This is a genomic window from Butyricimonas synergistica DSM 23225, from assembly GCF_000379665.1.
GTDB classification, from domain to species: domain Bacteria; phylum Bacteroidota; class Bacteroidia; order Bacteroidales; family Marinifilaceae; genus Butyricimonas; species Butyricimonas synergistica.
In genome coordinates this window covers 992,153-1,018,591 of sequence record NZ_KB903359.1, presented here as the reverse complement: position 1 = coordinate 1,018,591, position 26,439 = coordinate 992,153, and the positions used below count along the sequence as shown (strand labels likewise).

Sequence of the window (26,439 nt, the reverse complement as noted above, 5' to 3'; positions counted from 1 at the left end):
TCTGAGTGTTTTGGTTTACTTGTAATATAACAAAATGTGTACCACGTTCTTTGTATTTCTACTACTTTCATGCTAATAAGTCCTAAACCAGTACGTCAGTGGCTTGTAACTTATTTTGATGGCAGGTATTTTATCTTTATCTTCATAAAAATAGAAAATAAAAATCGGAAATCCTAGTTTTTGTTGTAAATTTGCACTTGTTTTATCAAAAAATAATGAGATGGCTAAGTTTTTAACTTCAAGAGAAGAGAATTATTCACAATGGTACAATGATCTGGTGGTAAAAGCCGGATTAGCAGAGAATTCAGCGGTAAGAGGATGTATGGTGATTAAGCCTTACGGTTACGCCATATGGGAAAAGATGCAGCATCAGTTAGACCAGATGTTCAAGGATACCGGGCATTGCAATGCTTATTTCCCCTTGTTGATTCCCAAGTCTTTCTTTTCAAAAGAAGCTGACCACGTGGAAGGATTCGCTAAGGAATGTGCGGTCGTAACTCATTATCGTTTAAAAAATGATCCCAATGGAGGCGGTGTGGTGGTTGATCCGGCTGCCAAATTGGAAGAAGAATATATTATTCGTCCGACTTCCGAGACGATTATTTGGAATACTTACAAGAATTGGATTCAGTCTTATCGTGATCTCCCGATCTTGTGTAACCAATGGGCTAATGTGATGCGCTGGGAGATGCGTACCCGTATGTTCTTGCGCACGGCTGAGTTCTTGTGGCAGGAAGGTCACACGGCTCACGCTACAAAGGAAGAGGCGATCGAGGAAGCGAACAAGATGATCCGGGTGTATGCCGAGTTTGCCGAGAAGTGGATGGCGATGCCTGTCATCATGGGACACAAGAGTGAAACCGAGCGTTTTGCCGGGGCGTTGGATACTTTGACCATCGAGGCGATGATGCAGGACGGAAAGGCGCTACAAGCGGGTACCTCTCATTTCTTGGGACAGAATTTTGCCAAGGCATTTGATGTGCAATATACCACGAAAGAGGGGAAACAAGAGTACGTGTGGGCTACGTCATGGGGGGTTTCTACCCGTTTGATGGGAGCATTGATCATGTCGCATTCTGATGATAACGGTTTGGTGTTGCCCCCGAAACTGGCTCCGCTACAAGTGGCAATCGTGCCGATTTACAAAAGCATGGAGGGACTGGAAAGAATACGTCAAGCGATTAGCGGGGTAATCGAGAAGTTGCGTAAAGCCGGAATTACCGTGCAATTCGATGACCGGGATACTCAAAAACCGGGTTGGAAGTTTGCCGATTACGAGTTAAAAGGTGTTCCTGTGCGCCTTGCCATGGGAGAACGTGATCTGGAGAATGGAACAATTGAAGTGGCTCGTCGCGATACTCTAACGAAGGAAACTTTGCCGTTGGAAGGAATTGAATTGCATATCGAGCAATTGTTGGATGAGATTCAAGAAAATATATACAAATTGGCTTTGGAGCGTCGTTCCAAGAGGATAACGAAAGTGGATTCTTACGAGGAATTCAAGACGTTGCTTGACACGAAGGGCGGTTTCTTCTTGTGTCACTGGGATGGAACCCCGGAAACGGAAGAACTCATCAAGAACGAAACGAAAGCTACCATTCGTTGTATTCCGTTCGATGCGCCCGAGGAGGAAGGCAAATGTATGGTGACCGGGAAACCGTCCCACAGGAGGGTGTTGATAGCGAGAGCTTATTAATAATCACAGAATTAATATATGTTGCCAGTAGTTGAGCGTTTTCTTAGGTATGCGAAGATACACACGGAGTCGGATCGGGAAACCGGGTTGGTTCCGAGTACGCCGGGACAATTGGAGTTTGCTTATCTTCTTTGTGAAGAGATGCAGGCGATAGGTATGCAGGACGTGTCGGTGGATGATTACGGGTACGTGATGGGTTTCGTCCCCGGGAATACGGATAAGGAGTGTTCTTCCATCGGTTTTATCGCCCACATGGATACCAGTCCGGATATGACGGGCAAACACGTGAAGCCGCAAATTATAGAGAGTTATAAGGGAGTAGATGTTCTTCTGAATAAAGAGAAAGGATTCACGTTATCCCCGGATGATTTTCCTGAATTGTTGAATTACGTGGGGACAGACTTGATCGTGACCGACGGAAACACGCTTCTCGGGGCAGATGATAAAGCCGGTATTGCCGAGATTTTGACGGCAATGGAATACCTGATACGGCATCCGGAAATCAAACACGGGAGAATCGCTGTTTGCTTTACTCCGGACGAGGAAATCGGGGAGGGGGTAGACCATTTTGACTTGAAGAAATTCGGGGCCAAGTTTGCCTATACGCTGGATGGAGGAGAGATCGGAGAACTAGAGTGCGAGAATTTTAATGCCGCTTTAGCCCGTTTGACATTCAAAGGGAGGAATTTCCATCCCGGTTATGCCAAGAATAAGATGGTGAATTCTATCAAGGTCGCTAATGAGTTTATGGCGGGTCTTCCGAAGAAGGATGCTCCCGAGTATACTTCCGGTTACGAGGGATTTTTTCATATCTATTCGATAAAAGGTACGGTAGAAGAAACGGTTCTTGAAATATTGATTCGCGATTTTGACAAGGAAACTTTCGAGTGGCGGAAAGGTGTTATCGAAAATGGGGTTCGGGAATTTACCCGGAAATATGACCTGCCGGTATTGCTGGATATGAAAGACCAGTACGCCAACATGAAAGAACGGCTCGAACCGGTAAGGTATATCGTGGAAATCGCCAAACAAGCGATGGCGGAATTAGGTATTAAACCTTTGATCGTGCCAATCCGGGGTGGAACCAACGGGGCGAAACTGTCTTTTATGGGACTACCGACGCCAAACCTGTCCAATGGAGCGCATAATTCTCATGGGCGTTACGAGTATATACCCGTTTCATCCATGGAGAAAGCGGTTAAATTGATCGTGAAAATATCCGAGTTTTCCGCTAAAATATAATTGGTTAGAACGCTATCCTGAGTTTGAAAGTCGGAGTTGATAAAGAAATAATGTCTCAAGTTAAACTTTGGGACATTTTTTTATAACCTATCGGTATTGTTTCACGTTTAATCGGAAAAGATTACTTTTGTGAAATTAAATGTTAATTGGATAAATTAATAATGTATATGATGAGAGGATTTTTATGTATTGCCTTGTTCCTGTTGGGATGGGGGCAATTGGATGCGCAGCCGGTGAGAGATACGGCGTGGAATAAAGCAGGATATTTCGGGTTGAAATTGACGCAAGTGAGTTTAAGCAGTTGGTCTGCCGGAGGTGAGTCTGCGATGGCATTTGACAGTCAGATAACGTACAGTGCCGATTTTAAGCGAGATCGTCAACTATGGCAAAATCGTTTGGAGTTAGGATACGGTTTGACAAAGAACGACGGGAAAAGCGCCCGGAAGACAAACGATAAGATTTATTTTGCTTCTACATACGGTTATCAAATGTATAAATCATTGTATTGGAGTGCCTTGTTGAACTTTAACACGCAGTTTGCCAAGGGATATGATTATAATATTGAGGATTCTGATTTTATTTCGAAATTCATGGCACCCGGGTATTTAGTTATTGGTGTTGGTGCCACGTGGAATCCAAATAAAATATTTTCCGTAACTTTTACACCTGCTTCATGGCGGGGAACTATCGTGGCGAACAAACGTTTGTCGGATGAAGGTGCTTTCGGCGTGGACAAGGGAAAACATTTACTGTCAGAGTTCGGTGCTAACTTGAAAGCTGAAGTAAATTACGAGTTTTTGCAAAATATGACGATTTATTCTCGTTTGGAATTGTATTCCAACTACCTTGAAGATCCGCAGAATATTGATGTCCGCTGGGACGTGCAATTGAATATGGCTATTAATAAATGGTTTTCAACAACGCTATCTACAAATTTATTGTACGATAATGACGTGAAGATTGCTCAAAAGGATGGGTCTGCGGGACCGAGAGTGCAATTTAAAGAAGTGTTGGGTGTAGGGTTGCAGATTCATTTTTAGTTGCAAGATAGAAGCTTATAAACCCCGTATTTTTTAATAGGATAGGTTGTCGGTCTATGAATGGTCGACAACCTATTTTTATGTCCGGTCGGATAGTCTTTGCCGGGTTGTTACTAGAAAAATGCGCTCGTGAATGCGATATGGGTTTATGTTTTCAAAAAAAAGAGTTCGGGGACCCCGAACTCTTTTTTATATGATTGAAGTTGTTGCTTATTTTGTAACTCTTTCAAGCCATTTTACCATACCAAGCATAACGCCCATGGATACAAGGCATACGATCAAGAATACCATCCAGCACTGCCAGATCGGCCATGCGTTGTACATAAGAGGACCAATCCAAAGTAGAAGGTTACCGAGGGCGGTCGCTGCTAACCATAGACCTTGACATAAACCAAGCATACTCTTGGGAGCAACTTTTGATACAAATGATAATCCAAGAGGCGAGATGAACAACTCTGCGACTGTCAGGAAGAAGTAGGTAACAATAAGAACCCACCAGTGTGCCTTACTTGCCATTTGCTCTGCAATGGGAAGTAATTTGAATGAGTCAGCAGAAGGATAACCTTTCATCATTGAGAAAATAGCAAGGAACAAGAATGCCATTCCCGCAATGAACATACCAATTGCGATCTTTCTCGGAGTTGAAATTTCTTTACCGCGTCTTGCAAGGAATCCAAAGATTGCCATGATTATGGGGGTAAGGACAATCACGAAGAAGGGGTTGATTGCTTGCCATACTTCAGGTGCAACAGCTGAAGAATCTACGAAATCACGTGCAAAGAATGAAAGGGACATACCGTTCTGATGGAATGAGAACCAGAAGAATATAACGATACCTAAAACGGCAAATAATGCGTACATTCTCTGTTTAATCTCTTTAGCCATAGCAGCTTTCTCCTCAGGGGTATAGTCTATGCTCTGTGTTGCAGCTTTCTTTGCCGGATTTGGGAAAGTTTTTTGAGAAACAAAGAAAATAACAAGAGAGATAAGCATGGCTGCAACAGATGCAATGAATGAATAGTGAATACCTTCATTGAAAATTTGCAGGTATTGATAGCAAGAGGTTGCCAAATCGGTAATCGTTCCCCCGGCGGCAGTCATAAGTTGTTGCAAGTTTGCAAGAGCTTCGGGTGCCATAGCGGCAGCATTGTTAATATACTCGTGGCAAAGTGCCGGAAGTTGTGCATTGTAAGAGAAGCCGTTCACACCCAACCACCATTGGCGTAAAACAGGAGCAATGAACGGGGCAATCAAACCACCTACGTTGATGAATACATAAAAGATCTGGAAACCTGAATCTCTTTTGCTTTTTGCAAGTTTAAGAGCTTCCGGACCTTCTTTGGCTGCCTCCGTTTCATAATTATCATACATTTGACCCACGATTGCCTGTAAGTTACCTTTGAACAAACCGTTACCGAATGCAATAAGGAACAAGGCAAAACAAGTAAGAGTCAACAACCAAGTCGTGTTTGCCGATGTAGCGAGGATAGGAATAGAAAGAATAATGTATCCTGCTGCCATAACTACAAGACCGGTCTTGATGGTTCCTTTGTAGTTTTGTGTGCGGTCTGCGATAAGACCACCGATAAGGCTTAAAATGTATATACCAGCGTAAAAGAAAGAGTAAATAGTACCACTGGCAGCTTCACTCAGACCAAATTTAGAACACAGGAACAACACTAACACGGCATTCATGATGTAGTAGCCGAAACGTTCTCCCATGTTACTTAGGGCGGCTGTAAGCAACCCTTTAGGATGATTTTTAAACATAAACTTTTGTTTTTGATTTGTATTGATTAATTTAAAATTATTTCATTCGCACTAACAGCACGCAAATATAATTTATTTTTTTATCTTTAGTCGCTGAAAACGTTTGAACTATACTATGAAGAATGAATGCATGAAAATTTTCAAGATATCCGAAGTGTCGGAACTTGATAAGTACACAATTGATAATGAGCCGGTAACGTCATTGGATTTGATGGAAAGAGCGGCTAGTTTATTAACTCGAAAATTATTGATTTTTTTTTCAAATAGCCATATTTTTAACATTTTGGCTGGTACTGGCAATAATGCGGGTGACGGGTACGCCGTGGCGAGATTGTTGAATGAAATGGAGTTGACAGTCAAAGTGTTTGATTTATGTCCAGGGAAGCAGTTATCGCCCGATTGTGCTGTGAACAGGGAGCTTTTTATCCTGGATGGGGGTACTTGTATTGAGGTAGAAAAAGTGGAAGATTTTGCGCCGGATGAAGGTTGTGTTATCATTGATGCGATTTTTGGTGCGGGGTTGAATCGTCCGGTAACCGGATTCTTGGGTGATATTATCCGGAAAGTAAACGAGTTGCCCCACAGGGTGGCGGCGATAGATATCCCGTCCGGCTTGTTCGGTGAGGATAACGGCAAGAATGACGGGGCGATTGTGGAGGCTGATTGCACGTTCACGTTCCAGTTTCCCAAGTTGGCGTTCATGTTCCCGGAGAATGGCAAGTACGTCGGTCGGGTGGAGGTGCTGGATATTCGTTTGCACCCGGATATTTTGCGAGAACGGGAATCCCCGTGGTATTACTTGACGGAGGAAGCAGTGGCATCCCGGTTGCTGGTGCCCGGTAAATTCTCGCACAAGGGCACGCTGGGGAATACTTTATTAATAGCGGGTTCTCCCGAGATGCCGGGAGCGGCGGTGTTGGCGGCGAAGGGGGCTATTCGCTCGGGCACGGGTTTGTTGACGGTGCATGTGCCTCGCTCGTTGAAGCAGATGATTCATCTTGTCGTGCCCGAGGCGTTGGTGGAGGTGGACCAGAGTGACTATTGTTTCTCGATGGTGGAAGATCTGTGCGGGGTGCAAGCGATTGGCGTGGGACCGGGCTTGGGTGTGGCTCCCGTGGTAGGGTTGGGGTTGCGCCAGCTTTTGAAAAAGTGGAAGGGAAAGATGGTGCTGGATGCCGATGCCTTGAACTTGATTGCTGCCAATGCCGATTTGTTGGAGTTGCTTCCCCGGGGTGCCATCCTGACGCCTCATCCGAGAGAATTTGAAAGATTAGCAGGAAAAAGTGAAAATGATTTTGATAGATTAAATAAATTAAGCACCTTTGCAGGTCTGCATCAAGTGTATGTTGTACTAAAAGGTGCGCATACGGTGATTGCCTCTCCCGAGGGAAATTGTTATTTTAACATGACAGGCAACCCGGGAATGGCAAAAGGAGGGGCTGGTGATGTGTTGACCGGAATTATAGCCGCTTTGCTGGCAAGCGGACACGAACCGTTGGATGCCGCCATGATCGGTGTTTATGCCCACGGCAAGGCTGGTGACTTGGCGGCAGAAGAACAGGGAATGAGGGGAGTCCGGGCAGGTGACATCGCGGATAAGCTGGGATTGGTGTGGAAAAAGATGGAAACATGTAATAATATTGCAAAGTAGTGATAAACGAGATGAAACGACTTTTATTGATTATCGGGTTGATGGGATTGGCATCCCTTGCGGTTTTAGGACAGAAGAAGAGAGAATTAACTACTCCTGTGTCAGTGGATTATGCTTTGCCGAAGATCGGTTATGATGTTGTGGTGACGATGGAATGTGTGGAGTCTGTACCGGGACCTTTCCGCAAGTATGCCCAAGAACAATTGGGGGTACAACCAGAAATAATGCTCCCCGACGAGGCGTGGACAATCAAAAATATTCGTTTTGTGCCGAAGGCTTTGCCGGACACGAAAGCCATGTACACGCTGAACGCCACGGGTGAGTACAATTCGATATTGATAAATGTGACCCCGGAAGGTTTCCTCGCTGGGCTGGGAAGCGGAGCTACCAACGAGAGCCGGGAGCGAGAGCTTACGTACACGAGCGAGGTGGAAGACACAAATGCCGATATTGATTATATTCGTTTTGGGCTGCGTTCCACGAAAAAAGAGGTGCTGGATTCCAATTTTACGGAAATGGAAGTAGAAGGGGAGATTCGCAAAGTGTGGGATCCGATCGAGCGTCATGTGCTGAAAGAAGAAAAAGATTACGCGAGTGAGATCACGGAAGATATATTTGCCATCCGGAAAAAGCGCTTGGAACTTTTGACGAAAGGGATGGCTACTGCCGAGGCGTTGAAAGCGTTGGACGAATTGGAACAGAATTACTTGAGTCTATTTATGGGAAAAAAGATAAGGCGTGAGGTTACCCGTACTTTCACGTACGTGCCCGAGAAAGCGGATGAATCCGTTGTTTTATTCCGTTTCTCCGGGGAGGAAGGTGTGACTGCTAAGAATAATGTTTCCGCCCAACCTTATATCGTTGAGTTACGAAATATTCTGATACGGAAACAGGAAACACCGCAAAAGGAATCCGTCCGTCCGATACCTTCTATATTTTACCGGGAGCCGGTGACTGCTGATCTTTGCCTGATGAAGGGGAAAGAAACTTTGATGACCGTCCGGGCTATCATTCCGCAATTGGGTGTGATCAAGCAATTCCCCTTGGATGTGGTCAATAACGAGGGCATAGCTATCGAATTTTACCCGCAATACGGTTCGTTGAAAGGTGTGGTAAAGAAATAGCTTCAAGCATTTACAATTCGGTTTATGGCGGAAATTAACGAAAAGGGATTACTGGGGAAGTTTTTGGTGTGGCGTGTGCGCAACATCAAAGAGAAGCAATTTATAGTGATCTTGAGTATCCTGGTGGGGGTTGTGACTGGGTTGGCGGGAGTGACGTTGAAGAATATGGTGCATTTTACTCATATGTTTTTTACGGAACGGATGCAGGTGGATAGCGGTAGCTTGTTTTTCTTCGTGTACCCGGTTATTGGTATTTTGCTCACGACTTTGTTCGTGAAGTTTTTCGTGAAGGACGGAATCAGCCACGGGGTAACTAAAGTCCTGTATGCTATTTCCCGGCGGAATAGTATGATTAAACCGCATAACAATTACTCGTCGATGATTGCCAGTACCTTGACTATCGGGTTCGGTGGTTCGGTCGGGACGGAGGCAACCATCGTGTTGACAGGGGCTTCTATCGGGTCGAACCTTGCCCGGTTGTTCAGGATGAACTATAAAGTGATGACATTGATGATCGGGTGTGGTGCGGCAGGTGCCATTGCCGGGATATTCAAGGCGCCTATCGCCGGGATTGTTTTCACGTTGGAGGTGCTGATGCTCGATTTGACCATGGCTTCACTGGTACCCCTTATGTTTACGGCGATCACTTCATACGTGGTGACTTTCTTCCTGATGGGGGACGGTTTCGTGTTTTCCTATCAGATTACCGATAAGTTTGTGATGGCTAATTTCCCGTATTACGTGATACTGGGTGTTTTTTCCGGAGTGTTGTCCGTGTATTTCGTGCGGATGAATATCCGGATAGAGCAGTTGATCGGGCGGGTGGAAAATATTTGGAAACGGATAGCTATCGGTGGGGCTTTGTTGGGCGTGGTTATTTTTATTTTTCCTCCGTTATACGGGGAAGGTTATACAGCCTTGGACGATTTGATGGCAGGACATTCCGATAAATTGTTGAATAACACGTATTTCTTCGGGTTTCGGGATAGTACTTGGATGCTGATTCTTTTCGTGATCGGATTAATCTTCGTGAAGGTAATTGCAACAGCATTGACGAACGGTAGTGGTGGTGTCGGTGGTGTGTTTGCCCCGAGTTTGTTTACCGGGGGCGTTGCCGGTTTTTTGGTAGCCATGTTGATTAACTTGAGTGGAATACGTCACGTGGAACCGAGTCATTTCGTGCTGGCGGGTATGGCGGGCACAATGTCAGGGGTGATGAAGGCTCCTTTGACGGCAATGTTCCTGATAGCGGAGATCTCGGGGGGATATGCTTTGTTCCTACCTTTGATGTTGACTTCCGTCATTTCTTATTTGACGAGCCAAGGGATGGAACCTTATTCCATTTATGCCCGTCGGTTGGCTATACAGGGCGATTTGCTGACGCATAACAAGGATAAGGCGGTATTGACTTTAATGAAATTGAACAAAGTGGTGGAAACGGATTTCAAGACGATAGGGGTAGATGCCACGCTGGGCGATTTGGTGAAGGTGGTTTCTAAATCTAGCCGTAATTTGTTTCCGGTGTTAAACGAGCGGCAACAATTGTTGGGGATCGTGTTATTAGATGATATTCGTAAGGTGATGTTCAATCAGGATATGTATTCCAAGACCTACGTGAGGGATTTCATGACGACTCCTTCCGTGGTTATCGATATAAATGATTCGATGGAGGTGGTGATGAAAAAGTTCGAGGATTCCGGGGCATGGAATTTACCCGTCCTGCAAGATCACCAGTACTTGGGATTCGTTTCTAAAGCAAAGATATTCAATACTTATCGTAAGGTGCTTATCCATTTCTCGGATGATGAATAAGGGGCGAATGTAACTATTTAGCCACATTCCCGTTATTAGGATGGAGGATATGTTACTTGTAATGTTTCTAAATAATTCCTTCTATATTATAAAGAGGTTGTATTATTAGAAATAAAGTATATATTCGCGGCAAAATAGAAAAAACTATATAAACGATATAACTATGTATTGGACACTGGAACTTGCCTCAAAATTGGAAGATGCACCTTGGCCTGCATCAAAAGATGAGTTGATAGACTACGCCATTCGTTCAGGGGCACCTATGGAAGTTATTGAGAATCTTCAGGATATTGAGGATGATGAAGAGATTTTCGAGAGTATTGAAGATATTTGGCCAGACTATCCAAGTAAAGATGACTTCTTCTTTAACGAGGATGAGTACTGATTGATTTTTGACGGTTGTAAGAAAAACGAACCACCTCGTGAGGGGTGGTTCGTTTTTTTATTCATCATAGATAGGGAATTTTATATTTTATTTCATAATATATGGGGATTGTAGTTTTCATGGATAATATTGACATTTGCAGGCAATTAAATATTGAAGTTGAATTTTGTAAAAATGAATATTTGTAGGAGATTGTGAATGTATCTATGGAAGTTGAGATAAGGAAAAATGTGATTGGAATGTGAATAAAAAGAATGACAGATAGCTAGCTACAATTATCTGCCATTCCGATAATGTTTAACAAATTAAACGCTACAAATCTATGAAAAAGAAGTTGAAATGTAGGGTAATGGGACTCTCTTTGTTGATTTTTTTGTTGATAACCCTGAGTTTAGATGGGTTTTCGGAAGAAAAATCGAGAGAGTCTTTTGATTATCAGACACAACAGGAGAAGGTGAAACAGGTGCGCTTACAAGGTACGGTAAAAGATGTTCAAGGAGAACCTCTGCCGGGCGTTACCGTGTTGATTAAGGGAACAAAGCTGGGAGGCGTAACCGATATTAAAGGACATTTTGTCATTGACCTCCCAGAACAAAAGGAAGTCATTTTGATCTTTTCTTTTATAGGTATGGAGAAGCAGGAGATCGTGGTAAAGGATTTCAAGAAAGAGCTTCACGTGGTTATGGAAGAGAAAATCGGCGAGTTGGACGAGGTGGTTATCACGGGGTACGGAACAACCACCAAACGCAGGGCAGCAGGGTCGATAGCCGTGATAAAAAGCGATGCTTTAGAGAACAGGATTCCGGTATCGGTGGATAATCTGTTACAGGGCTTGGTTGCTGGTGTTGTGGTTACCAATATGGGACGTCCCGGAGAATCTTCAAAGATTCGGATTCGGGGTACGAACACGATAACCGGGAGTGCCGAACCCCTGTGGATAGTGGACGGTGTGCCCTTGCAGGATGAACTGCCTAAATTTGATCTGTCTCAGATAAAATCCGAGAATTTCAATGAAATATTTGTCAATGGTGTGGCAGGGATTAATCCGAATGACATCGAGAGTATCACGATTTTAAAGGATGCTGCCGCAACGGCAATCTATGGTTCCCGTGCTGCCGGAGGGGTTGTCGTGATTAATTCCAAGCAGGGACAGCCCGGTAAGATGCGTACGAGTTACTCCGCACATTTTGGTATCGGACTGAAACCTCAGCGTGATGCCGGGTTGATGAATGCTTCCGAAAAATTGGCGTGGGAACAGGAATTGTGGGATGAGTTTGCGGCAGAAAAGTATGCAAACAATGAAACACAATACCCGGTAGTCGGTATTGTGGGAATGTTACGGGCGAACAAACTCGGGCGTAACGGGGCTCTGTGGACGGATGATGGTTTTGAGGCGATGACGAAGAGTGAGCAAGATGCGTATATCCAAGATTTAGCTTCCCATTCGACGGATTGGTTTGACGTTATATTCAGAAATTCTTTTAATATGACGCATAATCTTTCTTTCTCGGGTGGAAATCCGACATCTACCTATTACGCTTCCCTGGGGTATGCGAGCCAGGAGGGATTGTTGAAGGAGAGCGGTTATGATCGTTACTCGATGAATCTTCGGGTTTCAACGAATCCGTCCAAGCGGATGAAATTAGGGATAGGTGTAAGAATATCCAATTTGATCTCTAAAAGTCCGAGTATGAATGTAGACCCGTTCAAGTACGCTTATTTTGCCAATCCCTACGAGCGACCTTATAACGAGGACGGAAGTTTTCGTCCGGACATGACCTATTTCAACCTGACGGCAATAAATGAAGGTACGGTTTCTCTGGAAAATTTACCCACGGCAGGGTTTAATATTTTGCGGGAAATGGAGAAAACTTCCAGCGAGGGGAAAAAGTTTTCGGCATCGGGGCAATTTAGTTTGGATTTTCAAATTATGAAACAGTTGTCATTTTCCGGGTTAGTTTCTTACGGTTACACGAATAATAAAGAAGAAAATATTCTGGGACGTGAGTCTTATGCCGCTTTCGTGGATCGGCTTGCTTTTGATTATAATAAGAAAACGCAGAATTTATACGGTTCTATAACTCAATCGTCAGCTGACGGGGAGCAATATAATGCCAGGGGACAGTTCTCGTACTCGGATTCTTACTCGGATCGCCATTACCTGAACGTGTTGCTAGGGGCGGAACTTCGCGGTTCCAAGAGCAAACGTGTAGCTGTCAAGCGTTATGGATATGACGAGAAAACGGGGAACACGAGTATGCCCGAGAATCCTTACCCGGAGGATTTCGGTGGTACTTGGTACACGACATTGATTGATAACTTATCGGGGATGAGTCGTTCGGAAAGTACGTATGCTTCTTTTTATGCGTCGGCGGAATATACTTATCTGGAACGTTATATACTGAACACCTCATTTCGTATGGATGGATCGAATAATTTCGGTAGTGACGAACAATTCAATCCTACTTGGTCTTTAGGGGCAGCTTGGCACGCCGACAGTGAACCTTTTATGCAGTCGCTGAAACCCGTGTTGAATCGTTTGACCCTTCGGGTGGCTACCGGTTACACGGGAAATGTCGTTCCGGGCATTTTGAAATATCTTGTGATAAAGGATGGTGCGAAGTACTGGCACAATCATGCTACCGGGTCTATTCAAACGGCTCCCAATCCTAAGTTGCGTTGGGAGAAAACCAGAGATATGAAAGTGGCATTGGAATTTGGTTTATTCGATGAGCGTATCACGGGATTGGTCGAAGGGTATTGGCGGAGAAGTTCCGATGTTATCTCTCGGGTTCGGGTGGTTTCCTCTACCGGGTTTAACACTCAAAGCTATAATTCATCCGAAATAGAGAATAAAGGGGTGGAGGCAACTCTTGGCGTGAAGATTATCAATACCCGTGATTTTAAGTGGCATTTTTCCGGTAATATAGCATGGAATCGAAATGTGCTATCGAAATATTCTTCTCCTAACGGAACGATTAGCGAGGGAAAATATGTCGGGTATCCGCTGGAAGCTATTTTCGGGGGTAAAGAAATGGGTATCGACCCGTACGACGGGGTTTATACTTATTATATGCGTCTTGATGCCAAGATAGAGAAGGCTTTTGATTTAAAAACTCTAGTTAATTACCGTTATTATTTAGGCACTTCTATTGCACCTGTTGCAGGAGGGTTTAATTTTCGGTTCTCTTACCGGACTTTGTCGCTTACGGTCGGGGGATCGTATTCTTTCGGGGCAAAAGTAGATAACCGAATAACTTCTCCAGCGAGTTATGAAAAGGTTTCTTATTCGTCTGAAGCGAAGGAAAAACCACAGACAGTATATAGTGATCTATATCGTAATCATTTGAATGTAAGACGGGAAATGATCAATCGTTGGACAAAGACCCATACGGATGCAAAATATCCGAGAATTGTCGATGCGTTCGGGGAGAAGCTGTATTTGGATCAATACAATCCTGTCTTGTCATCGATTACTATCGGAAGTTTCCTGGAGGATGTTTCTTTCCTCCGCATACGGGATATTACTTTAAATTATAGCTTGCCTCGGAAGTGGTTGGACCAGTTGGGAGTATCTTCTTTGAACTTCTCGTTGATGATGAGCAACTTCTTCACGTTTACTAATTACTCGGGGATCGATCCGGAGACTCCGGGTACGACTTATCCGATCACTCGTTCCGTGGCGTTTGGAATTAATCTTGGATTTTGATAAAAATGGAGGACTATGAAAAGGTATATATATTACATTTTATTGTTTGTTTCCGGGTATTGTACCTCTTGTGACGATTACTTGGAAGTAAAAACATACGGGCAGGTGTTGCCGGAAACCACGGAGGACTATGCCACGCTGATCTACACGCATCTGAATAATATCGAGACGGCGACCTCGGATAAAATACTTGGGAATTTCAATGACGTACTGCGTTTTGAATGTTTTTCAGATAACCTGAATGCTAGTCTGATGAAAACGACGAGTTCCTATACACCGACCTACGTGGGTTCATATATTGCTTCGGCGATATACCGGTTTAATAATCTATTCCAAGTGGTGAAGGATGTGAATATCGTGCTGGACAATATGGAGGATAAGGAGTCGGAACTAGGCAAGAAAATCACAGCTGTGGCTTATACCTTGCGGGGAATCTTGTATTATAATATGATGCGGGAGTTATGCGAACCGTACGATAAACAACGGGCAAACGAAATCATGGGAATTCCCATCGTGGATCATTTTGATATGGAAGCGAAGCCCGGAAGGGGAAATATTCAGGTTACAGCGGATTTCATTATTGACAATTTGGAGAAGGCGATAGCGTTGAACCTTACAGATGACGAGTATATCTTGACCATTGATGTGGCGAAAGCCTATCTGGCGAGGACTTATTTCTGGATTCAGAATTGGGAAAAAACGATAGCCGTTGCCAAAGAGTTGTTGGAAAAGTACCCGTTAATAGAGGGTGAGGCATACGAAGCCATGATACAGTCTAAACCTCCCTTTGAAACGAAACCGGGTAATATGATCGTTGTTTCTTACGGGCAAGGTATGATTAGTACGGCATTCAATACCCGATATGCCACGGATACCCGCAGGCGTCCGGTGAGCCTTGAATTTGCCGGCTTATTCAAAGAAAAGGAGCGGGATATACGTTACGCGATTTCTTTCGACAAGACATTTTTGAACAAAAAACGTCTGAATATGTGTATTCGCGGGGCGGAGATGTGTTTGATGTTGGCAGAGGGATATGCCCATTTGTCCGACGAGGAAAATGCTTTATTATATTTGAATAAATTGCGGGAGAAAAGGATTAAAGATTACGTTCCGTTGGCAATGAATACGTTGCCTCCTGTTGATCCGTCGGCTATGATCAAGGTCGATGCGGAGGGAAAAAACTTGACCCCGTTGATGGCGTCTATATTGAACGAACGCCGGAAGGAACTTTACATGGAATACGATCGTTGGTTTGAATTGAAGCGTAACGGGCGTCCCGAGTTTTGGGTTGGGTATAAAGGTATTAAGTATGAAACAAAGAAATACTTGTATACCTTCCCCTTGTGGAAGCAGGATTTACGGGTCAACCCGAATTTAGTACAGAATGAAGGTTATGAATAGTCTAAAAATAAGAATTATGAAATACATTTTATGGTGTTGTTTTTTGTTACTAGGCTTATCGAGTTGTGACAATAGCAAGGAGTTAACTCCTCGTATCGAGGAAATTATAGATAGTGAAATTGTGATTCCTACTCCCAGGTTGACTTACGAGGAACAAGATATTCTTGATGCCGAACAGAAAGCTTTTGACGAGGCTCTCGCTGAAAGAGCTTCTGAATAATAGTAATTTATAAATAAAAGAAAGAGTCATGCGAAAAATATTAGTTATTTGGATGCTCATTGTGTCTTTTGTCGGATTTATTGGTTGTTCGGATGACGATGCGAAAGTACCGGATATTTCTTTCAGAAGAGCTTATTACGTGTTGCCTGCCATGGAGGCATTGAACGTTGAAGTCCGTTTGTCCGAACCGGCAACGGAAGATCTTACCGTGACTTTTGATGTAACCGGGACGGGTGAAGAAGGTGAGGATTATGCCATTTCCGCCCATGAGTTTATTGTAAAGGCAGGGTTGGATACTGCGGTAGTCGTGATAACTCCGCTCAACAATATGGTCGAAGGACGAGAAATTTGTTTAGTCTTGAATAGAGTAGAAGGCTACGAGTTCGGAGTATACAAGCAAACCGTGATTCCGATAGAAAAGAAGAGTGCTTTTACAACTTCTTTTTTTCCCACGGAATACAATTTGTATCGGGAGATGGAAGTTGCCGCCCGATTGGACATCGGGAGTAAAGAGTACACCACTCCTCCCTATGATATTACGATTCCTTTTGAGATCGATCCGGCTTCGACAGCCGTGTTGGGTACTCATTTTGAAATTGAGGGAGGAACACAACAGTTCTTGTACCAGAAGGATGATTATATGGCACGGGTGAAACTGAAATTCCTGAAAAAAGAAGAAGGGAAGGATAAGATTGTCCTGCGGTTAGTGGAAACGGATAATTTTATGATTTCGACCACGAACAACCGGGCGTATGTTACTATAAACGGTCCTATCGGATTTGAAGATCTGGTCGGTTCCTGGAAGTTTGAAGAGTTTTCCAGTATGGAATACGTGAAAAGCACGGCGACAATAGCAGGGGATACGGAAGGGGTTAAACATCTGCCGGAGAACTCGTCTTCCGATATTCTGGTATTTGAAACTTCCGGAGGAAAGAACTTTATCCGGACGGGACAGTTGACTGGGGATCTGAAAAACTATCTTTGTGATGGAGCGGAAATTACTGTCGGAGAGATCGTGAATGAACAGATTTATTTGCCGGATGAGATGAGAGAATGGAAATTACTTCGTTCCGTGTTGCGTACGAATTTCAGTAAAGTGAATTTAAGTTTCTCCCCAACAAATCAGAATTATTCCCCGGCGGAGGTCGATTTTCGAATACTCGGGGATGGGGATATTCTTGAACTGAGGATTGTACAGTATATTCCTACCGATTTCCTGCAAGAAACTTATGCCTATTATAGCGATCCTTTTTATTCGGGTGACGTGAACTTTGACAAGAATTATCCGATGAAGGGCAAATTTACGCTCTCTTTCAAATTCACGAAGGTAGATTAGCACAATTTTCCTTTATAGATCGAGGATAATGTTTGTAGCAGAACATTATCCTCGATTTTGAATAAGACTATTTCTTCAATAGTCGTTGATACTCATGCAAAAAGTTGGGTGTAAAAATGGAAGCATTGGCAGGGGCTTCAATCTCTTTGCGACTCCAAAAGCGTCCCTCGTCGACTTCCTCGTTGTGGATGTCAATGGCGTCGTGTGCCGTGCAAAGGAAGGAGAACACGAGTTCCCGTTCCCGTGAACTTTCCCACACGTAAGAACCGAGAAAACGGGCTTTAAATTTGGTGATACCCAATTCTTCTTGTGTTTCCCTTTTTAAAGCATCCTCTATTTTCTCGCCGAAACCGACGTGTCCCCCGACAGCCGTATCCCACTTCCCCGGCAGGAGGTCTTTTTTCATGCTTCGTTTTTGCAGGTAAATATCTCCTTGCTTATTCATGATATGGAGATGGACTACCGGGTGGAGCAACATGGAGCCGGAGTGTACGCTACGGCGGGTAGCTTTTCCTACCACTTCCCCTTTCTCGTTGACCACGGGTACCCATTCATCGTCACGTGCCGCTTTGGCAAGTAACCGGTTTTTGACAAAGAAGGTGAGGAAGAACAAGGCAATCAAAATGTATAATAACGGTCCTTCAATAAAAGCGTGTACTTCATCGTTACACAGGAAGGCAGACGCGAAAGCAACAGCCGTGTGGATTACGAGCAGATAGAATAACAACTTCAGCATTCTACGCATGGCTTGTTGGTGTTCTGCTGTGATTTGCATGGTCTTCCGGTAGGCTTCGGGCAGCGTCTTCGTCATGTCGGCTTTCGTGAAGGCGAAAATACCTAACAGCACACACATGGCGGCTTCCACGATGGTTTGTTGTATCCTTTCAAAAGATGTCCCTTCCAACAACACGGTAATCACCCCAAGTGCGATGAAGAACAGGGTATTAGCGAGAGTCATTTTATTCACCCTTTTTTCTTTTATCCACGAGTAGGTGAATTCTCCGATACCCAGCACGATAACGGCAATCAAACCAATCTTTGCGCCGAAAAACTCTTCGGCAATAAAATACAGGATAATCAGGATGAAAGAGGGGAGAAGGGAACGCATAACAATTGAAAATTGAGAATTGAAAATTGAAAATGATAGGGAGTTGCTGGTTACAAGTTAGAGGCATTGACCTGTAACTTGTAACCTGCTAACTTGTAACTATCTGATTTCTGCATTGAAAAGGTGTTTATAGGCGCCCATCAATTTGTTCATGATCTTGTCGATCTGTTTGTCGGTGAGCGTCTTTTCCTCGTCAAGCAGGGTGAAACTTACGGCGTAGGATTTTTTATCCGCACCTAGTTTTTCTCCCTCGTAAACGTCAAATAGCGTGACGGATTTCAGCAAGGATTTCTCCGTGCGGAAAGCTGTTTCTTTGATTTCCTTGAACGTTACTTTCTTATCCAACAGGAGGGCAAGGTCACGTTTCACGGAAGGGAATTTGGATAGCGGAACGAAGGTGACGGTTTGATTTTTAATCGCCTTCAATATATTCTCCCACGAGAATTCAGCGTAGTAAACTTCCTGGTTTACATCGGTTCTCTTCAAGGGAGCTTTGCTCACGATACCCATGGAAACGATGTGTTTATCTCCCATCTTGTAAGTTAGTCCTTCCCGGAATATGTCTTTATCGCTTGTTTCTATTTTCAGGTTGTCGGGTTGAAGTCCGAGCCTGTTCAGAATCATTTCGCAATATGCTTTCAGATAGAAGAAATCCGTCTTTACTTCTTTTGCATTCCAGGTAGTAACATTTTTGCTTCCCGTGATGAAAAGAGAGAGCATATTTTCTTCTTTGTATTGTTTTTGTGGGTCGTCGGTACCTTCTTTTTTGTGGAAGGTGTACGCTTTCCCGAACTCGAACAATTTCAGGTTATGATTTTTCCGGTTGATATTGTAAGCGATGTTTTCCAGACCGCTGAACAGCAGGGATTGGCGCATAGCACCTAAGTCCGCGCTAAGCGGGTTGAACAACATGACTGTCTTGGTCGGGTCGAACGAGTTGAGTTCCTCGAAATAACTGGCTTTCGTCAGCGAGTTATTCATCACTTCGCTGAATCCGTTGGCGGCAAGCAAATCGGAGATGATGTTTTTCAATTGGTAATCATCCGGTTTTTCGCTATAACTTAACGTGGACTTCACGCTGTTGGGTACTTCCACGTTATTGAACCCGTAAATGCGAAGGATGTCTTCGATCACGTCCGCTTCCCGTTTCACGTCCACGCGGTAGGGGGGAACGTGTAATAACATACCCTCTTCGTCTTCTTTCATGATCTTCATCTCTAGAGAACGAAGGATATTCTTGATGGCGGAGTGGTCGATTTTCTTGCCGATAAGCCGGTCGATATGATCGAACTTCACGGCAACCTCGAAATCCTGCACGGGTTCCGGGTAAATATCGATTGTGTCGGAGGTGATCTTTCCCCCTGCCACTTCTTTAATCATCATTGCTGCCAATTTTAAGGCATAAATCACGATATTCGGGTCTGTTCCCCGTTCGTAACGGAAAGACGCATCGGTGCTCAATCCGTGGCGGCGGGCTGTTTTACGAACAAATACCGGGTCGAAGCAAGCACTTTCCAGGAATACGTTCGTTGTGGTTTCCGAAATGCCGCTTTCCAATCCGCCGAATACTCCGGCAATACACATGGGAGCCTCGCTATTGCAGATCATCAGGTCGTCCTCGTGCAATTCTCTTTCCACGCCGTCCAGCGTGGTGAATTTCGTTCCTTTGGCAACACTCTTGACGATAACTTCGTTTCCTTTCACCTTGTCTTTGTCAAAAGCGTGTAAAGGTTGTCCCAACCCGAATAGAATATAGTTTGTCACGTCCACGATATTGCTGATCGGGTGCAGTCCGATAGCTTTCATGCGGTTTTGCAGCCATTTCGGGGAGGGTTTTACTTGAACGCCTTCAATGCAAATGCCTGCATATCGGCGGCAGGCTTCCGGTCTTTCCAAGCGTACGGATATTTTGGCATCCGTGCTGTCCGGTTTGAATCCTTCCACGGAAGGAAGCGTGTAATGTATATCTTGTGTCTGTTGCAGGTAAGCTGCCAAATCTCTAGCCACACCAAGATGAGAAGCCCCGTCGATCCGGTTCGGGGTAATATCTACCTCGATAATGGTATCCCGGTAAACTTTGAAATAATCGGCGGCAGGCATTCCGACGACAGTATCTTCCGGCAATACCATGATTCCGTCATGTGACTCGCCGATACCGATCTCATCCTCCGCGCAGATCATCCCGTTGGAGGCTACTCCTCTGATTTTTGATTTCTTTATCACGAACTCCTCATCACCTTTGTAAAGGGTTGTACCGACAGTAGCTACCACTACTTTTTGTCCGGCAGCAACATTCGGTGCGCCGCACACGATCTGTTCCGGCTCTCCCGTTCCCAAGTCTACGGTCGTCACGTGCAAGTGGTCTGAGTCGGGATGTGCTTCACAGGTCAAAACCTTACCTATAACCAATCCTTTCAATCCTCCTTTCACTGCCTCAAACTCCTCGTAACCGCCAACTTCAAGTCCGATACTTGTCAGTATTTTGCAAATCTCTTCAGTGCTTTGGTCTATTTTCAGATAGTCTTTCAACCAGTTCAGTGATACGTTCATATTTTGATTTTAGATTTAATGATTTTTGATTTTAGATTTCCACTCACGAGTCCTCGCTTTTTCTTTTTCAATTCTCCATTTTCAATTGATCTCGAGCATTCTTTGAATCGGTAACCATGCCTTTTGTCTTAAATCCTCGGGAAGGTGAACTTCGTATTGCTCTTTCTCAAGGGCGTCGAGGACTTTTTCAAGAGTTACTTTTTTCATCTGCCCGCAGATCGTGGTGGGATGGATGGGGATAAACTCTTTCGTGGGGTTATCCGCTTGCAACTTATGGATGGTTTCCAGTTCGGTAGCAATGATAAATTGTTGTTTCGGTGATTCCTTGGCGTGTTTGATGATTCCCGCCGTGGAATACATGAATGCTCTCGGGTGGTTCAGAATACGGTCATCGTGCGAGCAACTGGATTCCGGGTGTATCAAAACATCGGCATCCGGGTATTGTTCCAGTTTATCCAGTACCATTTGAGCGTCAATCCGTTCATGCACACAGCAGTTGCCGTTCCAGATTTCCATTTCTCGTCCGGTCACTTTTTGTATATACGCCCCGAGATTCTTGTCCGGAACGAAAAGGATTTTTTTATCTTTCGGCAGGCTTTGTACTACTTTCAAGGCATTGGACGAGGTACAACAATAATCCGTATATGCTTTCACCTCGGCAGTCGTGTTCACGTAGCTGACGATAAGACCGTCCGGATTCGCTTTCTTCCATTCCCGCAAATCGTATCCGCTGACGCCTTCCGCCAGGGAACAACCGGCTCCCTCTGCCGGGATCAGCACCTTTTTGTTCGGGGAAATGATTGAGGCGGTTTCCGCCATAAAATGCACCCCGCAAAAGACGATAATGTCAGCGTCCGTTTCTCCCGCCATACGGGATAATCCCAAAGAATCACCCAAGTAATCGGCAACGTCCTGCACCTCCGGGCGAGTATAATAATGCGCCAGAATAATAGCGTTCTTTTCTTTCTTTAGTTGTTGTATCCTATCAACAATTTCCGTCTGTGTCATAACCTTGTATTTTCAAAACCCCAAAGATAATGTATTAATTTTAGATTTAAAGATTTTATCTTTTAGTTCATTTTGATATTCATACTGATATCCATCGCGGTCACCGAGTGTGTCAAGGCTCCCACGCTGATATAGTCCACTCCGGTGGCGGCAACGCCTTTCAGGCGGGGAATGCTCATGTTGCCCGATGCTTCGGTTTTGGCTCTGCCCGCGATAAGTTTCACGGCTTCTGCCATAGTTTCGTTACTCATGTTGTCGAGCATGATAATATCGGCTCCGGCATCCAGAGCTTGTTGTACTTCCTCCAGCGTGGTCGTTTCCACTTCCAGTTTGATGCTGAGCGGAAGATTGGCTCGTACTTCTTTCACGGCATTCGGTATTCCCCCGGCAATCTTGATATGGTTGTCTTTCAACATAATCATGTCGTACAACCCCATCCGGTGGTTGGAACCGCCCCCGTGATGTACAGCCATTTTATCCAGAACTCTTAATCCCGGTGCAGTTTTGCGAGTATCCAGAAGACGAGTACGTGTTCCTGCCAATTCTTTCATGTAACGGGCGGTTTCCGTGGCAATACCCGACATCCGTTGCAGGATATTCAAGGATAACCGTTCGCCCAATAACAATGTACGATAGCTTGCCTCTACGCGTAGGATAATATCGCCTTTTTTCACGGCGGTACCGTCTGCAACCAAGGGAGTCCACACGATGTCTTTTTCAAATTTCTCGAATACTCGTTTAGCGATTTCCAATCCGGAAATAACACCGTCTGCTTTTGCCTTCATTTCGGCAACTGCTTTTGCCTGTACCGGGATGATCGCGTTGGTAGTAATATCTCCCGTTGCAATATCCTCTTCAATGGCGAGGTCGATTAGTCTTTCAATTAGCGAGTCGTACATGTATTTTAGATTTATTGATTTTAGATTAATCGTAAATTAATTCATTTTCAATTGTCCACCGGTATTGTCCTGATCTCCTTTTCCTTTTGCTGGATGATGTGGCATACAAAAACATCTTCCGTGTTCGGGTAGTCGGAACGGAAGTGTCCGCCTCGGCTCTCCTTGCGGAATAGGGCAGAGCGAATAATCAGTTCTGCCACGGTGAGCAGGTTTTTGCTGACCAGCGAGTAATATTCGTTTTCTTCAAAATTCTCTTTTGCTTTCAGTTTCTCCAAACGATTCAGACCTTCTTGCAAACCTTGCTCTGTACGGATAATCCCGGCTTCCATGGTCATGATGTCGGCGACTTCTGTTTTGAGATTCAGGTAAGCATCAAGTTTACGGGCATCTAACCGGAATTGGGGCGTGATCTCCGGAATTGAAGCTTCCCGCCTGTTTCGGATGGAATCTTCCACCGCCCGTTTGCCGAACACGAGGCATTCGATGAGGGAGTTGGATGCCAGTCTATTAGCGCCCATAATCCCGGAAGAGGCGAGTTCTCCGCACACGTAAAGGTGAGGGATGTTCGTCCGTCCGTTCAGATCGGTCTTGACACCTCCCACGGTGTAGTGGGCGGCAGGAGCGACGGGTATGCGGTCAGTCATGTCGATACCCAATTCTGCACATTTCTCGAATATATTCGGGAAACGTTTCTTTATTTTTGCCGGATCGAGGTGTTTCAAGGATAGATACACGTAATCCTGGTTGTTTTCTTTCATCTGGCGGAAGATGGACTGAGCCACGATATCTCGCGGAGCCAGTTCTGCTAATTCATGTTTCCCCAGCATAAAGCGTTCGCCCTGTTGGTTCAACAGGTGGGCGCCTTCACCTCGTACCGCTTCGCTCACCAGGTAAGCCTCTCCCGTGGGGGTGTAGATCGCAGAGGGATGGAATTGGATAAATTCCATATCCACGATTTCGCATCCAGCCTCGAACGTGAGTGCCAGTCCGTCGCCGATCGTCGTGTGGGGATTTGTCGTGCGCTTGTATATAGCGGAAGTTCCCCCGGAGGTAAGGAACACGTTGTGTCCCGTGAATATCTCTTCCCGGTTCTCGTTGAAATCCCAGCATCTGACGCCGTAACACCCGTACTCGTCTTGCAACAGGGCAATGACGGCATGATTGTCGAAAACTTCTACCGAGGGGCAATGTTCCACTTTGTCGATCACGAAATTAGTAATCATCCTTCCGGTGGCATCCCCTCCGGCGTGTAATATCCGCTTTTGGTGGTGTCCTCCTTCCAGACCGAGGGCTAGTTCCCCGTTCTCCGTGTCGAAGTGCATACCGTCGTTAATCAACTCTTGTATGCGTACGGGACCTTCGTTAACTAAAACATGAACGGCAGGATAGTCGCACAAACCTCTTCCTGCCGTGATTGTATCTTGAAAGTGAAACGATGGCGCATCATCTTCCCCGGTAACCGCGGCTATTCCACCCTGGGCGAAATAAGAGTTACTCTCCCTGATATTGGATTTAGTCAGTAAGGCTACTTTTCCGTAGGCTGACGCACGATAGGCGGTGTAAAGACCCGCTAAACCACTTCCGACAATAATATAATCGTAACTACGCATTTTTTTGTCATGTAAATTGGTGCGAAAGTAGTAATATTTTTTGTCTAAACCAATAAAAAGCCGCAAGCTAAATGCTTGAAAAATGACTTTTCTTATCGAGATCCCAAGGTAATCCCAAAGTAATACTACCTTTTGACAGTTTTAAGCCGGAAACAGGACACTTACATCGCTCTCTGCCAACGGTGATATAAGTGCCTTGTAACGGTTTTGAAAGTGCCGTGAGGTAGTATTACTTTGGGATTACTCCGGGAATAGGTATAAAGTTCCTTAGCGGATGTCGGTAAACGATTTGGAAAATTTTTCCCCGTAAGCGTTGAAATATTCTTTCGTGAACTTCTCGTAGCTTTTTTTGGCGAGGGAGTGTTTCCCGAGAGCGCCGTATGCGTTTACCCGTAGTTGGAGGGCGTACTCGTTGAGTTGGTCGCAAAGGGAAATGGAGTCGGCAATCTGTAATGCCAGATCGGGTTCTGTCTGGATGTTCACGGAGGTTTCCGTGTAGCTTGCCAGAGTATCGATAATGTAATCCGATACGGTCGATTTGTAACGGTCTAACCACTCGTAATCCGTGTCATACAGGAAGCTGCCTTGTTTGGATAGCTGCAATAATTTCAGAATGTCTTCCCGGGTAGTTAGCTTGCCTTTTGCTGCCAGCGAGAGATAATCGTAATAATCCACGTAGATTTGTTCCAGGTTAAGGTTGAGAATCCAGCTTCCGGTCTTGTTGCTGACCTCGTTTTCGCCGAGGGTATCCAACAGGCTACGTAATTTGCCGATATTCACCGCCCGGTTGTTCTTGGCACTTTGTTCGGTCTTGTCGAACCATAACAATTCTTTCAACCGTTCGGAAGTAATGCCTTTTTCCGGGGTATGTACCAACAATAACAGGAAAAGCTCTTTCAGTAAAGGCGTGAATTTCTTCGTGATATTATTCCCCACGGTGTCGTAGATGTGAAAGCCTCCGAACAGGTAAATGGCATTTACGGTCTGTGGCACATAAACCGAAGATTCGTTATTGGTGATCGTGATCTCGCTTTCCAGTTGTGAAGCGGAGGCTGATTGTTTGCGGCGCAGGAGTTTTTTACGCAATTGTACACCGCCGAACACGAGTAAATCCACGATAAGGATAAAAATAAACCAATACCAGAACGTCTTGGAAAGTTGCGTGTTCGTGGTTTCTATAAAGTGGATATTACTGATCTGTAATGCCGGTTTGCCATCTGGGGCGAGCACTTTCTCTTTATCGGCAACGAAGGCGAATTTGTATCCCGCCTTGGGATCAAACCCGAGGTTGCTGATCGTGTATAGTGTATCACCGATTTGAATCGTAAATTCTTTTTGCTGTTGGAACAAGGTGAGTTTTACTTTTAATCCCGCTTGTCCCGGATTTAAGGCAGAAGGGGGGATCGTCAACTTTCTTAAATTTTGTCGGGAATATACTATCAATTGTTGCAATTCCCCTTTCCGGTAATCCAGAAACAGGTTGTAATACTCGTTCTCGTTTGAATTGATTTGCAACAGTGGTCCGAAATAAGTTTGTTGCTGCGGTTGCAAGGTAATGTCGAAATCAAGTTGTAACCGTTTCTTCAAATAAATATACCGGTTCTTGTCGGGAGGTATCGTATCGTTTTTTTCAGTGTTGCTATTGTCCGTTTGTGCGGATAGCCTGCCCGCCGGGGAAACGCCCAATAGGAGTATAAACATGAAAACCACGGGTATGGAATACCGTGAGTATAGGTAAGATATGGTATGTTGCCTGGTGTTTTTCATTCACTGCAAATATAGCATTTGCTTGTGAATTATAAAATAGCAATAAGTTTATAAAATTTGTAAGGTTCGTGAAGTTAATAAAGTAACGGTTGTTTTTTGGGGTGTTTCACT

18 protein-coding genes and 1 pseudogene are annotated in these 26,439 nt (G+C 44.7%); 11 read left to right on the top strand and 8 right to left on the bottom strand.

The genetic code is table 11. The features are described 5' to 3' along the window. The first annotated feature begins 220 nt into the window (after positions 1 to 220). From proS to A3CY_RS0104490, 3 genes are all read left to right on the top strand, one after another. The gene (gene proS / locus A3CY_RS0104500) at positions 221 to 1,696 is read left to right on the top strand and encodes a proline--tRNA ligase (RefSeq protein ID WP_018336711.1); all 1,476 of its coding nucleotides are present in this window, start codon (positions 221 to 223) and stop codon (positions 1,694 to 1,696) included. Between the two features lie 18 nt (positions 1,697 to 1,714). Further along, a complete protein-coding gene (gene pepT / locus A3CY_RS0104495; protein ID WP_018336710.1) occupies positions 1,715 to 2,938 on the top strand; it encodes a peptidase T in 1,224 nt (407 codons plus the stop codon). A gap of 161 nt (positions 2,939 to 3,099) precedes the next feature. After that, the gene (locus A3CY_RS0104490; protein WP_018336709.1) at positions 3,100 to 3,978 is read left to right on the top strand and encodes a DUF3078 domain-containing protein; all 879 of its coding nucleotides are present in this window, start codon (positions 3,100 to 3,102) and stop codon (positions 3,976 to 3,978) included. Between the two features lie 210 nt (positions 3,979 to 4,188). Here A3CY_RS0104490 and A3CY_RS0104480 read toward each other — a convergent pair whose 3' ends face one another. Then, positions 4,189 to 5,748, bottom strand: a complete 1,560-nt coding sequence (locus A3CY_RS0104480; protein WP_018336708.1) for a peptide MFS transporter — start codon at positions 5,746 to 5,748, stop codon at positions 4,189 to 4,191. A gap of 130 nt (positions 5,749 to 5,878) precedes the next feature. Between A3CY_RS0104480 and A3CY_RS0104475 the strand changes: the two genes are divergently transcribed. From A3CY_RS0104475 to A3CY_RS0104440, 8 genes are all read left to right on the top strand, one after another. Further along, complete coding sequence (locus A3CY_RS0104475; RefSeq protein WP_026207300.1) at positions 5,879 to 7,399, top strand: bifunctional ADP-dependent NAD(P)H-hydrate dehydratase/NAD(P)H-hydrate epimerase; 1,521 nt, start codon at positions 5,879 to 5,881, stop codon at positions 7,397 to 7,399. Positions 7,400 to 7,410: 11 nt separating this feature from the next. Beyond that, the gene (locus tag A3CY_RS0104470; protein ID WP_026207299.1) at positions 7,411 to 8,523 is read left to right on the top strand and encodes a DUF4831 family protein; all 1,113 of its coding nucleotides are present in this window, start codon (positions 7,411 to 7,413) and stop codon (positions 8,521 to 8,523) included. 24 nt (positions 8,524 to 8,547) lie between these two features. Further along, positions 8,548 to 10,335 carry a chloride channel protein gene (locus A3CY_RS0104465; protein WP_018336705.1) on the top strand — a complete coding sequence of 596 codons (1,788 nt, stop codon included), beginning with the start codon at positions 8,548 to 8,550 and terminating at the stop codon, positions 10,333 to 10,335. Between the two features lie 163 nt (positions 10,336 to 10,498). Next, positions 10,499 to 10,720, top strand: a complete 222-nt coding sequence (locus A3CY_RS0104460) for a DUF2795 domain-containing protein (protein WP_009135471.1) — start codon at positions 10,499 to 10,501, stop codon at positions 10,718 to 10,720. Positions 10,721 to 11,042: 322 nt separating this feature from the next. Then, positions 11,043 to 14,429, top strand: a complete 3,387-nt coding sequence (locus A3CY_RS0104455) for a SusC/RagA family TonB-linked outer membrane protein (RefSeq protein ID WP_155828180.1) — start codon at positions 11,043 to 11,045, stop codon at positions 14,427 to 14,429. Positions 14,430 to 14,444: 15 nt separating this feature from the next. Beyond that, entirely contained in the window at positions 14,445 to 15,830 is a 1,386-nt protein-coding gene (locus A3CY_RS0104450; protein WP_018336703.1) for a RagB/SusD family nutrient uptake outer membrane protein, read from the top strand. Between the two features lie 16 nt (positions 15,831 to 15,846). Then, complete coding sequence (locus A3CY_RS0104445) at positions 15,847 to 16,050, top strand: hypothetical protein (protein WP_040371260.1); 204 nt, start codon at positions 15,847 to 15,849, stop codon at positions 16,048 to 16,050. 28 nt (positions 16,051 to 16,078) lie between these two features. Next, positions 16,079 to 17,386: a hypothetical protein gene (locus A3CY_RS0104440; RefSeq protein WP_155828179.1), complete on the top strand. Its 1,308-nt coding sequence runs from the start codon at positions 16,079 to 16,081 to the stop codon at positions 17,384 to 17,386. 67 nt (positions 17,387 to 17,453) lie between these two features. Here A3CY_RS0104440 and A3CY_RS23250 read toward each other — a convergent pair whose 3' ends face one another. The 7 genes and pseudogenes from A3CY_RS23250 to A3CY_RS0104410 form a co-directional block, all read right to left on the bottom strand. Beyond that, positions 17,454 to 17,999: an NUDIX hydrolase gene (locus A3CY_RS23250; RefSeq protein ID WP_051082702.1), complete on the bottom strand. Its 546-nt coding sequence runs from the start codon at positions 17,997 to 17,999 to the stop codon at positions 17,454 to 17,456. Beyond that, positions 17,994 to 18,494, bottom strand: a pseudogene (locus A3CY_RS23245) (septation protein IspZ); the annotation flags it as partial. The gene A3CY_RS23250 and the pseudogene A3CY_RS23245, both read right to left, overlap by 6 nt. A 99-nt stretch (positions 18,495 to 18,593) precedes the next feature. Continuing rightward, on the bottom strand, positions 18,594 to 21,044 hold the full coding sequence (gene pheT / locus A3CY_RS0104430) for a phenylalanine--tRNA ligase subunit beta (protein ID WP_018336699.1): 2,451 nt from the start codon (positions 21,042 to 21,044) through the stop codon (positions 18,594 to 18,596). Positions 21,045 to 21,125: 81 nt separating this feature from the next. After that, entirely contained in the window at positions 21,126 to 22,052 is a 927-nt protein-coding gene (gene nadA, locus A3CY_RS0104425) for a quinolinate synthase NadA (protein WP_018336698.1), read from the bottom strand. Between the two features lie 62 nt (positions 22,053 to 22,114). Then, the gene (nadC, locus tag A3CY_RS0104420) at positions 22,115 to 22,951 is read right to left on the bottom strand and encodes a carboxylating nicotinate-nucleotide diphosphorylase (protein ID WP_018336697.1); all 837 of its coding nucleotides are present in this window, start codon (positions 22,949 to 22,951) and stop codon (positions 22,115 to 22,117) included. A 47-nt stretch (positions 22,952 to 22,998) separates the two neighbouring features. Next, positions 22,999 to 24,561, bottom strand: coding sequence for an L-aspartate oxidase (nadB, locus tag A3CY_RS0104415; RefSeq protein WP_040371457.1), 1,563 nt, complete (start codon positions 24,559 to 24,561; stop codon positions 22,999 to 23,001). Positions 24,562 to 24,828: 267 nt separating this feature from the next. Beyond that, positions 24,829 to 26,262, bottom strand: a complete 1,434-nt coding sequence (locus A3CY_RS0104410) for a hypothetical protein (protein WP_155828178.1) — start codon at positions 26,260 to 26,262, stop codon at positions 24,829 to 24,831. Positions 26,263 to 26,439: the final 177 nt, after the last annotated feature.

Coding starts and splice junctions, on each gene's coding strand:
- proS (WP_018336711.1), top strand. CDS start 221: ATGGCTAAGTTTTTAACTTCAAGAGAAGAGAATTATTCACAATGGTAC.
- pepT (WP_018336710.1), top strand. CDS start 1,715: ATGTTGCCAGTAGTTGAGCGTTTTCTTAGGTATGCGAAGATACACACG.
- A3CY_RS0104490 (WP_018336709.1), top strand. CDS start 3,100: ATGTATATGATGAGAGGATTTTTATGTATTGCCTTGTTCCTGTTGGGA.
- A3CY_RS0104480 (WP_018336708.1), bottom strand. CDS start 5,748: ATGTTTAAAAATCATCCTAAAGGGTTGCTTACAGCCGCCCTAAGTAAC.
- A3CY_RS0104475 (WP_026207300.1), top strand. CDS start 5,879: ATGAAAATTTTCAAGATATCCGAAGTGTCGGAACTTGATAAGTACACA.
- A3CY_RS0104470 (WP_026207299.1), top strand. CDS start 7,411: ATGAAACGACTTTTATTGATTATCGGGTTGATGGGATTGGCATCCCTT.
- A3CY_RS0104465 (WP_018336705.1), top strand. CDS start 8,548: ATGGCGGAAATTAACGAAAAGGGATTACTGGGGAAGTTTTTGGTGTGG.
- A3CY_RS0104460 (WP_009135471.1), top strand. CDS start 10,499: ATGTATTGGACACTGGAACTTGCCTCAAAATTGGAAGATGCACCTTGG.
- A3CY_RS0104455 (WP_155828180.1), top strand. CDS start 11,043: ATGAAAAAGAAGTTGAAATGTAGGGTAATGGGACTCTCTTTGTTGATT.
- A3CY_RS0104450 (WP_018336703.1), top strand. CDS start 14,445: ATGAAAAGGTATATATATTACATTTTATTGTTTGTTTCCGGGTATTGT.
- A3CY_RS0104445 (WP_040371260.1), top strand. CDS start 15,847: ATGAAATACATTTTATGGTGTTGTTTTTTGTTACTAGGCTTATCGAGT.
- A3CY_RS0104440 (WP_155828179.1), top strand. CDS start 16,079: ATGCGAAAAATATTAGTTATTTGGATGCTCATTGTGTCTTTTGTCGGA.
- pheT (WP_018336699.1), bottom strand. CDS start 21,044: ATGAACGTATCACTGAACTGGTTGAAAGACTATCTGAAAATAGACCAA.
- nadA (WP_018336698.1), bottom strand. CDS start 22,052: ATGACACAGACGGAAATTGTTGATAGGATACAACAACTAAAGAAAGAA.
- nadC (WP_018336697.1), bottom strand. CDS start 22,951: ATGTACGACTCGCTAATTGAAAGACTAATCGACCTCGCCATTGAAGAG.
- nadB (WP_040371457.1), bottom strand. CDS start 24,561: ATGCGTAGTTACGATTATATTATTGTCGGAAGTGGTTTAGCGGGTCTT.
- A3CY_RS0104410 (WP_155828178.1), bottom strand. CDS start 26,262: ATGTTTATACTCCTATTGGGCGTTTCCCCGGCGGGCAGGCTATCCGCA.